Origin of the sequence: Microbulbifer sp. MLAF003 (assembly GCF_030012965.1) — a bacterium.
GTDB classification, from domain to species: domain Bacteria; phylum Pseudomonadota; class Gammaproteobacteria; order Pseudomonadales; family Cellvibrionaceae; genus Microbulbifer; species Microbulbifer variabilis.
Genome location: NZ_CP120232.1, coordinates 3,292,362 through 3,306,308, shown reverse-complemented (window position 1 = coordinate 3,306,308; position 13,947 = coordinate 3,292,362). Strand labels below are relative to the sequence as shown.

Here is a 13,947-nt window from a genome sequence, read left to right as displayed (position 1 = left end):
GCATCCCTGCCAGTAAAGGTATATGTTGATTTGCGGAAATACAACCAGCGCTGTCAATTGGCTCCACTGCGGCACAGCTTTGATCGAGGCGCCTGCGTTGATATAGTCCCCGCCTTTGCGGTACCCCGGAGAACACCTTGCCCGTTCCTAACCCAGAAATGGCTTCAGTTTCTACAATTTTGCCTATGGCGGATCGCATAATTGGCGTCTTTAATCGTTGTTTTGCGGATCCAAATGGGCTCAATACCCGACTTTGTGGCGGTTTTCCTGAACCCTACTACCGCCCCGCCGCCATGAACAAGGGGGTTCACCAGGTGGAATTTACCTTGGATTATGCCGCCAGCGCCCTGCACGAAGTGGCCCATTGGTGTGTGGCCGGGGAGGCGCGCCGCCTGCTTCCTGACTATGGCTATTGGTATGAAGCGGATGGGCGCAGCCCTGAGCAGCAGGCTGAGTTTGAGCTTGTGGAGGTCAAGCCCCAGGCGCTGGAGTGGGTCTTCGCGCGCGCCTGTGGTTTCCGGTTTCGGGTCAGTGCAGACAACCTACAAAGCGGCCTGGGCCCTAGCGACACCTTCAAGAAAGCAATCTGGGAACAGGTGCAGGAGTACTGTGCCCAGGGGCCAAACGCTCGGGCGAGAACTTTTGCCCAGGCACTGGCTGAGGAGTTTGAGTGCCCGGACCCGCTCGATAAGGATGCCTACCAATTGGTGGAGTTATCGTGAGTAGCTATCTGATTGACGCCTCCGTCTATATTTTCCGCTATTACTTTGCGCTGCCGCCCAACTGGGAGAGCCGCAGCGGTTACTCCACTGAAGCTGTTTATGGCTTCACTAATTTCCTGCTGGATATGTTAGCGCGAGATCCGCGCCATATAGCCTGTGCTTTTGATGAGTCTCTGGGCAGTTGCTTCCGCAATGAGCTGTACCCGGACTATAAATGCAGTCGCGCTATGCCCGATGAGGCATTGGCCTTCCAGCTGGCGGCGTGCCGGGAGATGGCGGAGGCCCTGGGAATTGCCAGCTTCTCCAGTGGGCGTTATGAGGCAGACGACATTCTTGCCACCCTCACCCGAAAGCTGCGAAGGCACAAGCCGATTGTTGTGAGCCGCGACAAGGATCTGGGGCAATTGCTGGATAGAGGGGCCTCCTCCCTTTGGGACTTCGCTGCGGATCGGCATATGGATAGCGAAGCCTTGGAGCAAAAGTTTGGAGTGAAACCGGCACAGATTGCCGATTATCTGGCACTGGTAGGGGATAGCAGCGACGATATTCCCGGAATTCCAGGTGTTGGTCCCAAGACAGCGGCGCGACTACTGGAGGCTTTTGAGGGCATAGAGATGCTCCTGGTGCAGCTGGAGCAGGTGGCGTCACTACCTATTCGTGGTGCCAAGGGAATTGCCCAGCGCTTGCAGGAATTTGAAGAGCAGTTACGTCTGGCCAAGCGCCTCACCAGCCTGGAAGAGAATATCCCCCTGGGTATTGCTGTGGCAGATCTGCGTCCGCAAGTAGTGGACCTGGATCTGGCCCAGGCCCTCGCGGAAGAATTTGGTATCGGGGGCCTGAAAGGGAAGATGGTGCGGACCGTGAGCCGTATGGATGGAGAGCTTGCATGAGTGAAAGTTTAACTAATGGTGCCAGCCTGAAGATTGTCGCGGATGAAAATATTCCGGCCCTAGAGCAATACTTCGGGGATCTGGGCACACTGGTGCGTTACCCTGGCCGAACCCTTACCCGTGAGCAACTTGCCGACGCCGATATTCTGCTGGTGCGCTCGGTCACGCGAGTAAACCAAAGCCTGTTGGAAGGTACGCCAGTCCGCTTTGTTGGTAGCTGCACAATTGGCACTGACCACCTGGATACCGACTGGCTGGAGCGCAATGGCATTTATTGGAGCGCCGCGCCGGGCTGTAATGCCAACTCCGTTGTGGAATATGTATTCTGTGCTCTGGCGGCCCTGGGGGCCGACTGGCGTGGGCGCAGCTTTGGAATTGTCGGTTGCGGCAATGTTGGCGGCCTGCTGCAGAAGCGGCTGCACAACCTGGGCGCTACCTGCGCTATTTACGATCCCTGGTTACCAGAGAACCCAGACTATGCGCCGTTGGAGCAGGTGCTTAGCCAGGATATTGTGTGCCTGCATGCTCCTCTGGTTAAAAGTGGCCTTTACCCGAGCTTACATATGATTGGTGCGGAGCAGCTTGTACATATCCGGGATGGAGCGGTGCTGATTAGTGCCGGGCGGGGTGCGGTGGTAGATAACCGCGCGCTGCTTCAACTCCTGCAAAAAGAGCGGCGTTTTAGCACAGTGCTGGATGTCTGGGAAAATGAGCCTGGTATTGATACTGAACTATTGAAATTGGTTGACCTGGGCACGCCGCATATTGCCGGCTATAGCCTGGACGGCAAGCTTGCGGGTACTCACATGATTCGAGAGGCACTGTCGAATGCGCTGGACCTGGCACTACCTGCAGTGGATAAAAGTACGGGATGTGAGGCCGCGCAAAATAGAATTGTCTCAGGAGGCATCCAGGCAGAACTGCTGTTGCAAATGTATGATCCCCGCACTGATGATTGCCGTCTGCGTGAAGCGGCGGAAGGCCCTGAGCCGATGTCTAAAGCCTTCGACCGTTTGCGCCGAGAATACCCCGAGCGCCTGGAATTTTCTCATTACAGTACGTCGGCGCAAAACCTGAGTGAAAGTGATAAAGAGCGGTTAGCGGTGTTGGGGCTTAAGTGCAATTAGACAAGCAAGTAAAAAAACTGGGGCTGATTATCAACCCCTGGGCGGGTGTCGGTGGCCCGGCGGGGCTTAAGGGCAGTGATGGGGCTGAGGCGGTGGCACAGGCGCTGGCTGCAGGGATCGAGCCTCAATCCCACAAGCGCGCCGCAATCGCCCTGGAGGCATTAGCCCCTTTTCGCGCGCAATTGGAGCTTCTGTGTTTTGCCGGTGATATGGGTACAGATACCGCTCGCGCGCTCGGTTTCTCTGTCAATGAGGTGGGGGCTGCCGATAGCAGCCCATCCACTCCCGCAGACACGGAAAAAGCAGCTAAAGCGATTCGCGATGCCGGTGCTGACCTAATTGTTTTTATCGGTGGAGATGGCACTGCACGCAATATGGTTAATGCCCTTGGGGAGCATTTCCCTGTGCTGGGTATTCCTGCCGGAGTCAAGATGCATTCCGCATGTTTTGCTATTTCCCCCAAAGCTGGCGGCGAGGTTTTACGGCGCCTCATGTCCGGTCAGTTGGTGGATTTGTGTGAGCGCGAAGTGCGGGATATCGACGAACAATCTTTTCGCCAGGGTAGAGTGAGCACCCGTTATTACGGCGAACTGTTGGTGCCCCAGGAGGGGCATTTTTTACAGGCAGTAAAAAATGCCGGGCGTGAGGTGGAAGAACTGGCTGTGGCAGACATTGCCGCTGAGATTGTTGAAGAGTTGGACCCCGGTACCCTGTACATTGTTGGCCCCGGCTCAACAACCCTGGCGATAATGAATGAGCTGGGCTGTAAAGGTACTTTGTTGGGGGTGGATCTGCTGATCGACGGTGCCTTACAACAGACGGATGTGGGTGCACCACAGATTGAGGCGGCGATCGCTGCGCACCAGGGCCCAATAAAAATCTTGCTCACTGCTATTGGTGGCCAGGGGCACTTGATTGGCCGTGGCAACCAGCAGTTTTCCGCAAGAGTTCTACGGGAAGTCGGGCGTGATAATTTAATGGTTGTCGCTACTAAAACCAAAATAACTGAACTTGGAGGCCGCCCCCTGTTGGTGGACAGCGGTGAGCCGGAATTAGATCGGGATTGGAGTGGCTTTATCCGGGTAGTTACCGGCTACCGGGATGCGATTTTATACCCATTGAGTAACGGAGAAGTTTGAGTGTCTACCAATTGGCAGCAGCTACTGGAGCTGGTTGAGTCCAAAATAGCGCAGGGTGGCAGAGACAGTCGTCGACTGTTCCACGGCCGTGGCCGTTGCTATGAGGGGTTGGAGCAGGTTTGTGTCGACAGTTTTTTTCCAGCGCTGCTGGTGACTTTTTCGAAGAGTATGAAGGAGAAACGGAGTTGTGCGAAACGCTCTGGCAACTGGCAGAGCCGCACGATTACCGTGGTATTGCTACTCAGCGCCGCTACCAGACTGGTGCCCCGATAGAGTGGCAGTGTGGTGAGCCTGTGGCAGCTCCGATGGCACAGCGTGGCGAACTGAAGTTTCCCCTGACCTTTGAGCGACAGAACGTTGGTTTTTTCCTGGATATAGAACCAGGGCGCACTTGGTTGGAAGAACAGGTTCGTGCCCGGGCGGAACAGGGGACTGTGAAAATGCTGAACCTGTTTGCCTTTACCTGTGCCTTTTCTGCTGTGGCTCGTGCAGCAGGGGATATTGAAATCGTCAATGTGGATGTGAATCGCGGTGTGTTAAATCGCGGGCGCGAAAACCACGAAGTGAACGGTTTGTCCCTGAACGGCATTCAATTCCTGCAATTTGACGCGCTGCGTCAATTCAAGCGTTTTGACCGCCGAGGCCCTTTCCAGTTGGGCATCGTAGATCCGCCCACACGCCAGAAAGGCCGTTTTGATGTGAGTCACAATTACGAAAAACTCGTACGACAATTGCCGGCCTGCCTTGCAGATGAGGCGGATTTGCTGATGGTCATCAATTCCCCCCGTCATAGTGAGGCGCATTTCCGCGAGCTGATCCTCGGCGCTGACAGAGGGTACGAAATTGTGACCCGCTTAGCGCAGAGTCCGGATTTTCCCGATCGGGACCCGGATGCGGCATTAAAAATGTTGCACGTAAAATACCGCCGCCAGGAATAGCGGCGCTATCTTTTTAGGGTATTTGAGCGGGCTGTTGAAATTTTTTGGCCGCTTGCCGAGCGGAACAGAAATTCTCCAGTCGTAAGTTGTGTATGTGAGTGCATGACCGGCCGAAAAGGGTTTATGGAAAGGTGTCATAAACCCTAGTTGAAGAGCAATAGATCCTTTTGGGCAGGTTGTTAAATAGCAGCAAATTCCCGCATCAGGCGTTCCATTAGGGTCTGTAATTTTGTAGATGATGCATCGCGTACTGCGCTATTGAGAAGCTGCGCGTTGCTCTGTCCTGACTCTGCATCTGCATTAATCAGCAATAGAAACCCGCGGTGGGTCAGTACAGTTTCTTCTGCCGCTTCCTGGCGAACCAGCTGGGAAAAAGTAATATAGCCACTTTGCTTTAGCCAGCTGATTGCTCCCAGGCAGGCCAAATGACGTGGCGAATGTAACCCGAATTCATCAGGGCTATCGGGCCCGGCGATGTCCTCAACATAAATTGTTGTGGGTAGGGGAAACTGGCCGAACAGTGCCAGCAGAATCCTGCCGGCATCCCGGTAGAAATCGTGAATATGTAAATCGTCCAACATCAGCGGGAATATCGCTCCAGAAAGTAGCCCAGGCGGGTCATCGCGTGGGATAGGTCATCTGCCCTTGGCAGGAATACGATGCGTAAATGATCCGGTGCATCCCAGTGGAAAGCGCTGCCCTGTATCAGCAGAATTTTCTCCTGGCGTAAGAACTCCAGCACCAGCTGCTCATCATTTTCGATCTTGTGGTGATCGAGGTTCAACTTGGGAAATAAATAGATGGCGCCGCTGGGTTTAACGCAACTTACTCCCGGAATGTCATTTAGCATCTGATGGCCCAAGTCCCTCTGCTGGCGCAAGCGTCCACCGGGTAGCACGAGATCGTTGATACTCTGGTAGCCACCAAGGGCTGTTTGTACAGCAAACATTGCCGGTACATTGCCACATAGTCGCATGGAGGCAAGTATATCCATGCCTTCAATAAACCCTTTAGCGCGATGTTTCGCGCCGCTCACTATCATCCAGCCGGATCGAAAACCGGCTAAGCGATAAGACTTGGAAAGACCGTTGAAACTCAGGCAGAGCACGTCTGGAGCCAATTTGGCCATTGGGGTGAACTCGGCATCGTCGTAAAGAATTTTGCTGTAAATTTCATCGGCGAAAACGACCAGGTTGTGGCTGCGTGCCACTTCAACGATATCCTCCAGTAGCTCCCTTGGGTAAATGGCGCCAGTAGGGTTGTTGGGATTAATTACGACAATGCCGCGGGTACGAGAGGTAATCTTTGATTTAATATCCTCGATATCCGGCAACCAACCTGATTCCTCATCGCAGCGGTAGAGTACTGGTGTGGCACCGGTGAGGTTGGTGGCCGCCATCCAAAGAGGATAATTGGGCATGGGCAGTAACAGCTCATCACCGTTATTGAGCAGTGCCTGGGTAGCCATGGAAATTAGTTCTGAAACACCGTTGCCCAGGTAAATGTCGTCAATATCAACGCCCTGGATACCCAGGGTCTGGCACTCCTGCATAATGGCTTTACGCGCAGCGAAAAGGCCCTTTGATTCGACATAGCCCTGGGCTTGGGAGAGATTATGGATAACATCCTGGATAATCTCATCAGGAGCGTCGAAACCGAAAGGGGCGGGGTTGCCGATATTCAACTTCAGGATTCGGTGGCCTTCTTCTTCCATCCGGTAGGCCTGCTCCATGACAGGGCCGCGGATCTCATAGCAGACGCCGTGCAGTTTTTCAGATTTATGGATGTCCTTCATGGTGGTTCGGCAGCCCTGTAGCTTGGCAGGAGCGGTCCTGGGCCGCGTGCGAGCTGCGCGAAAGCCGGGAAGTTCACTGGCGGCGATTGCCGCTCCTGCGGGAACTGGTAAAAATGGAACAAGAGAGTATGTCAAAACCAAAAGACGATAACTACTGGCGCGATAAGCTGACAGATGAGGAGTTTGAGGTATGTCGCAAGGGGGGACAGAGCCACCATATACCGGCGAATATTGGGATGTTTTTGACGAAGGCGTTTATCGTTGCAAGTGTTGTGGCGAAGTTCTGTTTGATTCCGGAGCGAAATTTGAGAGTCACTGCGGCTGGCCCAGCTTTGATGCAGAGTTTGCCGAGGGGATAGTGCGAGAGCTCCCTGATAACAGTTTCGGTATGCAGCGAGTGGAGGTGCTTTGCAGCAAGTGTGACAGTCATCTCGGGCATATATTTGATGATGGCCCTACAGAAACCGGGTTGCGTTACTGTATTAATTCCTTATCGGTAAAACTGGATAAAAGCAGCGGCGAGGAAGGGGAAGAAGAGTGATTGAAAAACACTGGAGTCGCTGGCTGTTGTGGGCCCAATGGGTGCTGCTCAGTGCGATTGTTCTGGCCGGGCTCGCGCTGAGATTTGGGCTGCTGCATTTCAGTATGGCTTTCAAGGTGTTCACCTACGCCGGTGCTGCGGCCCTGGCGATCGCCTTGGTCAGCTTGTTGATCTTTGTCTGGGGGGCACGTAGTAACAGCGCCGTGACCCGTAGTAATGCGTTGTGGGCAGTATTGCTCGGCCTACTGCCGGTGGCAATTCCGCTGATCACGGTGGGCAAGGACAACTTTACTGTGCCGAGAATTCACGATATCACCACTGATACCCGTAACCCACCCCAGTATCGTGTGGTGCCGGGCCTGCGTAAGCCGGGGGAGAACAGTGCGGAATACGGAGGGGAAGAGGTGGCAAGGTTGCAGCGGGAGGCCGATGTTTATGGCGATATCTACCCCTTGCATGTGCACCTGCCGGTCGAGCGCACTACTGAACTGGCCGCTGAGGTGGCTAAGGAGCTCGGCTGGGAAATTGTTTCCTACGAGCCCAGTAATGGCCACCTCGAAGCCGTGGATAGAACTCTGTTGCTGGGATTCACGGATGATATTGTTGTGCGAGTCAGGGCGGAAAGTGACGGTAGCTCACGAGTGGATGTCCGGTCCAGCTCACGGGTTGGGGTGAGTGACCTTGGTGCCAATGGAAAGCGTATCCGAGAATTTCTGGAGGAGTTGCGCCTGCATGCAGTCAGTGCGGCGAACAGTGCCGTCTCCCAGGGCCGGAAATCTGTTCCCTCGAATCCACCGGGTTAGGTAAGTGCCTGACAATAAAAGAAAAAATTTTAACTCGGGTGTTGACAGCACCCTGAACGGTACATAGAATGCGCCCCACTTCTGACGCAGAGCTACACTTTAAAACGCAGCGATGACGACAGAGGTGATTCTGGGTCCCCATCGTCTAGAGGCCTAGGACACCGCCCTTTCACGGCGGTAACAGGGGTTCGACTCCCCTTGGGGATGCCACGCGGGAATAGCTCAGTTGGTAGAGCGCAACCTTGCCAAGGTTGAGGTCGCCGGTTCGAACCCGGTTTCCCGCTCCAAGTTTCACGCTTCACGAGTAGATCTCTAGTCCGCTCGGGAAGTATCGCCACAGAGAAATCCGTGGCCACTGCCATGGACAGCATGGCAGCACAGGGCCGAAAGGCTGCAGTGCAAGTTTCTGTCCCCATCGTCTAGAGGCCTAGGACACCGCCCTTTCACGGCGGTAACAGGGGTTCGACTCCCCTTGGGGATGCCAATACGACCTGGCAGCAATGCTGCCGGGTCAAATTGCGGGAATAGCTCAGTTGGTAGAGCGCAACCTTGCCAAGGTTGAGGTCGCCGGTTCGAACCCGGTTTCCCGCTCCAAGTTTTGCTTTACAGGGTGATGTTCAGGTCATATCTGGAGAGTGAAGTCATTGGAATACCAGTGGCAATGCCATGGACAGCATGGCAGCACGGGACCGACAGGTTGTAGTGCAAGTTTCTGTCCCCATCGTCTAGAGGCCTAGGACACCGCCCTTTCACGGCGGTAACAGGGGTTCGACTCCCCTTGGGGATGCCAATAAGGCCCGGCAGCACTGCTGCCGGGCCAACCCAAAGCGCGGGAATAGCTCAGTTGGTAGAGCGCAACCTTGCCAAGGTTGAGGTCGCCGGTTCGAACCCGGTTTCCCGCTCCAAATAAAAAGCCGCTCAATCGAGCGGCTTTTTAATTTTCCGATATATTGCTTCTTAATTTATCGCTTGTGCCAGAGCTTTTGGGACTGTAAGCGCGCGCCTGGACTTTCGGCAATTGCCAGGCTGGGCCACACTGTCAAATCCCAGTATTCCACCGGTTGAATTCCTTTGGGCAAGCGCGTTGAATGGCGCCTCCAGTAACGGGAGTGAGAGATGACCGCCGCGCTATCTATCCAGAATCTGCAAAAGACCTATGAAGGTGGCTTCCAGGCCCTGAAGGGCATCAGCTTTGAGGTGCAGCCAGGGGATTTCTTTGCCTTGCTGGGCCCCAACGGTGCGGGGAAGTCCACCACCATAGGCATTATTTGTTCCCTGGTGCGCAAGAGCGCCGGGAGCATCTCTATTTTTGGGGTTGATATCGATAGTGATTTTCCAGCCGCCAAGCGTCTATTGGGCGTGGTACCGCAGGAATTTAATTTCAGCCAGTTCGAGAAAGTATTCGATATCGTGGCCACCCAGGGCGGCTTTTATGGGATGTCGCGCAAGTTGGCGGAAGAGCGCACTGAAAAGTACCTCAAGCAACTCGGACTTTGGGATAAGCGGGCTACCCAGGCTCGTATGCTGTCCGGCGGTATGAAGCGCCGCCTGATGATCGCGCGGGCCCTGATCCATGAACCCAAATTATTGATTCTCGATGAGCCCACCGCAGGGGTGGATATCGAGCTGCGCCGTTCCATGTGGGCTTTCCTGGAGCAGATTAATGCGCAGGGCACCACTATTATCCTCACTACCCACTATCTGGAGGAGGCAGAAAGCCTGTGTCGCAACATTGCGATCATCGACAAAGGTACGATTGTTGAGAACACCTCAATCAAGTCCTTATTGAAGACCCTCAATCGTGAGACATTTATTCTCGACTGCAGTGAATATCTGGAAAAGGCGCCGGGGCTTTCAGGGTTTGAATGTCATCTGTTGGATAGCCACTCCCTGGAAATCACTGTCGAGAAGGGGCAGTCGCTGACAGAGGTTTTCATTGAGCTTAAAGCCCAAGGCGTTACTGTGACCAGTATGCGTAATCGTGCCAACCGCCTCGAGGAGCTGTTTATTTCCATGTTGTCCGAGGAAAAAATGGAGGGTGTGGACGAGTGAGCAGCAGATTAACCTGGATCTCCTTCAGCACAATTTTCCGGCGGGAAGTGCGTCGCTTTATGCGTATATGGCCGCAGACACTGGTGCCGCCAGTAATCACCATGTCATTGTATTTTGTGATTTTTGGTTCTCTCATTGGGAGCCGAATCGGAGATATGGGGGGTTATCCCTATATGGAATTTGTGGTGCCGGGTCTGATAATGATGTCGGTAATTACCAATTCTTATGCCAATGTTGTGTCCTCTTTTTATAGTGCCAAATTTCAGCGCAGTATTGAGGAGCTTTTGGTATCACCCACTCCCAATTGGGCGGTAATGGCTGGATATGTACTTGGCGGCGTGGCGAGGGGCTTGATTGTCGGCTTGATTGTCACCCTGGTGGCGATGTTTTTTACATCGCTCAGTGTTGAGCATGTTGGCGTTACCATAGCTATCGTTTTCCTGACCGCAGTACTTTTCTCTTTGGCCGGGTTTATTAATGCTATCTACGCCAATAGCTTTGATGCTATTTCTATTATCCCCACCTTTGTATTGACCCCGCTCACATACTTGGGGGGTGTTTTCTACTCTATCGAATTGCTTTCGCCCTTTTGGCAAGGGCTGTCAAAGCTCAACCCGATTCTCTATATGGTGAATTCTTTCCGCTATGGGATACTGGGAGTTTCAGATATCAACGTGGCTTGGGCTTTTATTGGGGTTTTGGTATTTATTGCACTTCTCGCCAGTTGGGGGCTCTACCTGATGAGTCACGGCAAGCGATTGAGGCATTGAGGTTGATTATGAGCAGAGAAGATTGGCAGAACCTCCCGCTGGGTCGGGAAACCACTTACGAATCCACTTATAACCCGCAGTTGCTGCACCCAATTCAGCGTTCCATCTCCCGCGCGCAGCTGGGCCTGTCCGCGGGGGCCCTGCCATTTTTTGGTGAGGATGAATGGTGGGGCTTTGAGCTCTCCTGGCTGAACCCGAAGGGTAAGCCGCACGTTGCAGTAGCGCGATTTAGCTTCCCTGCGGAAAGCCCCTGTATGGTTGAGTCCAAGTCGTTCAAGCTGTACCTCAACTCCTTTAATCAGAGTAAATTTGAGTCTTGGCGATTGGTTCAAGATACCTTGGCAAAGGACCTGGGCGAAGCTGTTGGAGCTGCGGTTGAGGTGAATCTCCTGGATGTGGAAGATGCTGCCCTGGCGGTAGAAAGACCGCAGGGCTTTTGCCTGGATGACCTGGATATTGCCGTGGAGCAATACCAGCCGGCCCAATCGCTACTCGCTTTGGAAGGAAGTGGGGAAGATGTCAGTGAAACCCTCTACAGCCACCTGTTGCGTAGTAACTGCCCGGTTACTGGCCAGCCGGACTGGGCCACGGTTATGGTGGAGTACAAGGGGCCGGCGCTGAAAAGAGAGGCGCTGCTGGCCTACATTGTTTCTTTCCGTGAGCACCAGGATTTCCATGAGCACTGCGTAGAGCGGATATTCTGCGATCTGCAGCAGTTGGCGGAATTTTCTGAGCTGACGGTATGTGCCCGCTATACACGTCGTGGTGGCCTGGATATTAACCCATTGCGTTCCACTCGTATTGAGAAACCGCTGCCACCGCGTTTCGCCCGCCAATAGTAATTTCTCTAGCTCTTATAGGCCTGGCACTAGCTGGGCCAGCTAAAGGCGCTTTTCTCCTTTTTATTTCCATCAATTGGCCAGCTTTGTAAAGGCTGGTACAGGATCGATACCAGTATTTCAGAGTCTTGAACTACGCTTTCTTGAATAAAACTGTGGGAAATATGCATCAGCTGCTGAAATAGCACTTTTAATTTGAGCAGGCCGGGCCCGAGGGAGATGGAGTCAAGCCTTAGATATGGAAATCAATACACAATCCCCTGCGCTTCCTGCTGTGATTGTGTTTGCCATACAGGCTCTTTTTGCCCAGTCTTCGATTGCGCAGGTATATGTTGAGGCGGATCAGTTACTGCGTGTTATCGAGGATCAGCAGCGCCAGCTGGAAGAGCAGGAGGCACAAATCCAGCGGCAAAAAGCGGCTCTTGATGCCCTGCGCCAGCAGGTGGAGGAGCTGCGGCGCGCAATCCCCCAAGACCCTTCACCCCCTCCTCGCATAAAAAACCATCCTCCCGAAATTTCACCCTCTGAATTGGAAGCGGCGATCGCCGAAGCACCAACAGACTGGCCAGGCTCAATTCAGGTAACTGGGACTGAGCTGCGGATCAAGATAGGCGGCTTCGCGGAGCTGGATGCCAACTACGACACTGGTGCAATTGTGAGTCCGGCTGAATTTACTACCAGCGCTATTGTCACCAGTGACAGAACCGCAGCCGAAGGGGAGGATGGGCAGACCAATGTCAGTGTGCAGGTTTCGAGGTTAGAACTCGAGACCAAGATGCCCTGGGGGGAGGCAGATCAAGACTGAAACGACAATGGATTTCCTCAGGGATACCACTATTGCCGAGCCAATTTTACAGTTGCGTAAGGCTTATGGTCAGGTCAGCGATATCCTACTTGGTGGTGATTTACTGATCGGCCAGGACTGGTCCACATTCACTAATCTTAATGCCTGGCCAAACACCCTGGATTATGAGGGGCCAAATTCAATGCTGTCCCTGCGGCATCCTATTGTGCGTTGGCATCGCAAATATCACCCAACACTTACTCTGGAAGTTGCTTTGGAGGCGCCCGATGAGCGCGTGTTTGAGGGCGCTGTAGAAGTTTCTCGTTGGCCTGATGCGGTAGTCGCTGTTATCTCCCAGACGGACCGTTTTAATTTTCAAGGCAGTTTTATAGTGCGGGATTTACGTGGCAGTGGGGAACCACAATCCGCTGTTTCAGATACCGGGTGGGGAGTGAATTTGAGCGGTGTTATAGATATGCCTGGGCGCTTAGCTCCGGATTTCATTACATACTCCTTAAGCTTTGGGGCGGGATATGGGGGGCTCCTGAACGATTTTCCTGCAGATGCCTCTTATGATTTTTATGAAAACCGGCTGGAGGCGATTCCAACACTTGCCTGGTACATCGGCTACCAACATTGGTGGAGCCCATGCCTGTATACCGTCGCTACCTACGGATTGGTACAGCAGGATAATTTCGACTTTCAGCCTGGCTTTGCATTCCGGGAAACTCAATACAGCAGTATTAACCTGACATGGACTCCGACACCGCAATGGTTATTTGGTGTGGAGGCTCTCTACGGTACTCGGGAGGATAAGGATGGCGCCTACGGTTCGGTTTGGCGTACCCAATTCACTAGCCGAATTTCGTTTTAAGGGGATGGCCAGTGGTTATTAGAGGAGTTTTACTTCTGGCCTTCCTGTGTGTGTACAGCTGCCATTCTGCGAGAACCATAGTTATTCATAGCTGGCATTCTCCATATATAAGTGCACGCCCTCTGGGGAAAACTTTGGTATTGACCTACACAACGGTACCTCGTCCAATCGTTGGAATTCATGTTGAAGATGTTTGGATTGATGAATTGAGCCGCTACGAGATACAGGCCTACTCCTGGAGTGATTTTGCAACGGGGCACGAGGTCCCATCCATGGAAGAGGTCGCCGAAGTGCTGGCAGCTTATCAATTCGATACGCTGTTAGTAACACAGCTAAGTGAGTTCAAACATTTGAACCGGAATATCTCTAACTCCCAGGTTGCCATAGTGGAAACCCGGCTCTATGAGGGCCCGAGTGAGGAGCTGTATTGGTCATTGAAAACTGAAACCTTTCTGGTGAATTACATTGACGGAGAAATTCGTCGGCCACGGGAGGGGGATGCTCTGGAGTATGTGGAGACGGTTCTTCAGGAAATGATGAAGGATGGTGTTTTCTAGGGTGATAACTCTTCAATCGCCGATTAAATGTAATCGTCCGCCAGAAACTTAGCCCAGCAGGAGAGTACACGAGGTTAAAGAATATTTTAATCAGCTATTCTGGTGAGACAAGTCGC

Annotated in this window: 15 protein-coding genes, 6 tRNA genes and 1 pseudogene; 20 read left to right on the top strand and 2 right to left on the bottom strand. The window is 53.3% G+C overall.

Annotation, left to right across the window (positions count from 1 at the left end):
* Positions 1 to 137 precede the first annotated feature (137 nt).
* The 6 genes from P3339_RS15790 to P3339_RS15765 are packed head-to-tail and all read left to right on the top strand — an operon-like array spanning position 138 to position 4,816.
* On the top strand, positions 138 to 722 hold the full coding sequence (locus tag P3339_RS15790) for an elongation factor P hydroxylase (protein ID WP_282951117.1): 585 nt from the start codon (positions 138 to 140) through the stop codon (positions 720 to 722).
* Positions 719 to 1,612, top strand: coding sequence for a 5'-3' exonuclease (locus tag P3339_RS15785; RefSeq protein ID WP_282951116.1), 894 nt, complete (start codon positions 719 to 721; stop codon positions 1,610 to 1,612). The genes P3339_RS15790 and P3339_RS15785 overlap by 4 nt, the downstream gene beginning before the upstream one ends.
* Positions 1,609 to 2,739 (top strand): 4-phosphoerythronate dehydrogenase, encoded by a 1,131-nt coding sequence (locus tag P3339_RS15780; protein WP_282951115.1) that lies wholly within the window; start codon positions 1,609 to 1,611, stop codon positions 2,737 to 2,739. Before P3339_RS15785 ends, P3339_RS15780 begins: the two co-directional genes overlap by 4 nt.
* Positions 2,730 to 3,878 (top strand): ATP-NAD kinase family protein, encoded by a 1,149-nt coding sequence (locus P3339_RS15775; protein WP_282951114.1) that lies wholly within the window; start codon positions 2,730 to 2,732, stop codon positions 3,876 to 3,878. Before P3339_RS15780 ends, P3339_RS15775 begins: the two co-directional genes overlap by 10 nt.
* Entirely contained in the window at positions 3,879 to 4,151 is a 273-nt protein-coding gene (locus tag P3339_RS15770; protein WP_282951113.1) for a class I SAM-dependent methyltransferase, read from the top strand.
* Positions 4,064 to 4,816: a class I SAM-dependent methyltransferase gene (locus tag P3339_RS15765; RefSeq protein WP_282951112.1), complete on the top strand. Its 753-nt coding sequence runs from the start codon at positions 4,064 to 4,066 to the stop codon at positions 4,814 to 4,816. The genes P3339_RS15770 and P3339_RS15765 overlap by 88 nt, the downstream gene beginning before the upstream one ends.
* Positions 4,817 to 4,995: 179 nt before the next feature.
* On the opposite strand, the gene P3339_RS15760 is transcribed toward P3339_RS15765, so the two are convergent.
* Both P3339_RS15760 and P3339_RS15755 read right to left on the bottom strand, forming a co-directional pair.
* Positions 4,996 to 5,397 (bottom strand): hypothetical protein, encoded by a 402-nt coding sequence (locus P3339_RS15760; RefSeq protein WP_020414720.1) that lies wholly within the window; start codon positions 5,395 to 5,397, stop codon positions 4,996 to 4,998.
* On the bottom strand, positions 5,397 to 6,611 hold the full coding sequence (locus tag P3339_RS15755; RefSeq protein ID WP_282951111.1) for a pyridoxal phosphate-dependent aminotransferase: 1,215 nt from the start codon (positions 6,609 to 6,611) through the stop codon (positions 5,397 to 5,399). The genes P3339_RS15760 and P3339_RS15755 overlap by 1 nt, the downstream gene beginning before the upstream one ends.
* Before the next feature lie 128 nt (positions 6,612 to 6,739).
* Between P3339_RS15755 and msrB the strand changes: the two are divergent.
* The 14 genes and pseudogenes from msrB (at position 6,740) to P3339_RS15685 (ending at position 13,831) form a co-directional block, all read left to right on the top strand.
* Positions 6,740 to 7,152, top strand: a pseudogene (gene msrB, locus P3339_RS15750) (peptide-methionine (R)-S-oxide reductase MsrB).
* Positions 7,149 to 7,955 carry a DUF1499 domain-containing protein gene (locus P3339_RS15745; RefSeq protein ID WP_282951110.1) on the top strand — a complete coding sequence of 269 codons (807 nt, stop codon included), beginning with the start codon at positions 7,149 to 7,151 and terminating at the stop codon, positions 7,953 to 7,955. Before msrB ends, P3339_RS15745 begins: the two are co-directional and overlap by 4 nt.
* A 134-nt stretch (positions 7,956 to 8,089) precedes the next feature.
* A tRNA-Glu gene (locus tag P3339_RS15740) sits at positions 8,090 to 8,165 on the top strand.
* Position 8,166: 1 nt separating this feature from the next.
* Positions 8,167 to 8,242 (top strand) — tRNA-Gly (locus tag P3339_RS15735).
* A 121-nt stretch (positions 8,243 to 8,363) separates the two neighbouring features.
* A tRNA-Glu gene (locus P3339_RS15730) sits at positions 8,364 to 8,439 on the top strand.
* A gap of 34 nt (positions 8,440 to 8,473) precedes the next feature.
* Positions 8,474 to 8,549 (top strand) — tRNA-Gly (locus P3339_RS15725).
* 120 nt (positions 8,550 to 8,669) lie between these two features.
* A tRNA-Glu gene (locus tag P3339_RS15720) sits at positions 8,670 to 8,745 on the top strand.
* 39 nt (positions 8,746 to 8,784) lie between these two features.
* Positions 8,785 to 8,860 (top strand) — tRNA-Gly (locus tag P3339_RS15715).
* 211 nt (positions 8,861 to 9,071) lie between these two features.
* On the top strand, positions 9,072 to 10,007 hold the full coding sequence (locus tag P3339_RS15710; protein WP_282951109.1) for an ABC transporter ATP-binding protein: 936 nt from the start codon (positions 9,072 to 9,074) through the stop codon (positions 10,005 to 10,007).
* Positions 10,004 to 10,777 carry an ABC transporter permease gene (locus P3339_RS15705; protein ID WP_020414725.1) on the top strand — a complete coding sequence of 258 codons (774 nt, stop codon included), beginning with the start codon at positions 10,004 to 10,006 and terminating at the stop codon, positions 10,775 to 10,777. Before P3339_RS15710 ends, P3339_RS15705 begins: the two co-directional genes overlap by 4 nt.
* An 8-nt stretch (positions 10,778 to 10,785) precedes the next feature.
* The gene (gene queF, locus P3339_RS15700; protein ID WP_282951108.1) at positions 10,786 to 11,616 is read left to right on the top strand and encodes an NADPH-dependent 7-cyano-7-deazaguanine reductase QueF; all 831 of its coding nucleotides are present in this window, start codon (positions 10,786 to 10,788) and stop codon (positions 11,614 to 11,616) included.
* 238 nt (positions 11,617 to 11,854) lie between these two features.
* Positions 11,855 to 12,421: a hypothetical protein gene (locus P3339_RS15695; RefSeq protein ID WP_282951107.1), complete on the top strand. Its 567-nt coding sequence runs from the start codon at positions 11,855 to 11,857 to the stop codon at positions 12,419 to 12,421.
* A gap of 7 nt (positions 12,422 to 12,428) precedes the next feature.
* Positions 12,429 to 13,274: a DcaP family trimeric outer membrane transporter gene (locus P3339_RS15690; protein ID WP_282951106.1), complete on the top strand. Its 846-nt coding sequence runs from the start codon at positions 12,429 to 12,431 to the stop codon at positions 13,272 to 13,274.
* A 140-nt stretch (positions 13,275 to 13,414) separates the two neighbouring features.
* A complete protein-coding gene (locus P3339_RS15685) occupies positions 13,415 to 13,831 on the top strand; it encodes a hypothetical protein (RefSeq protein WP_157533671.1) in 417 nt (138 codons plus the stop codon).
* Positions 13,832 to 13,947: the final 116 nt, after the last annotated feature.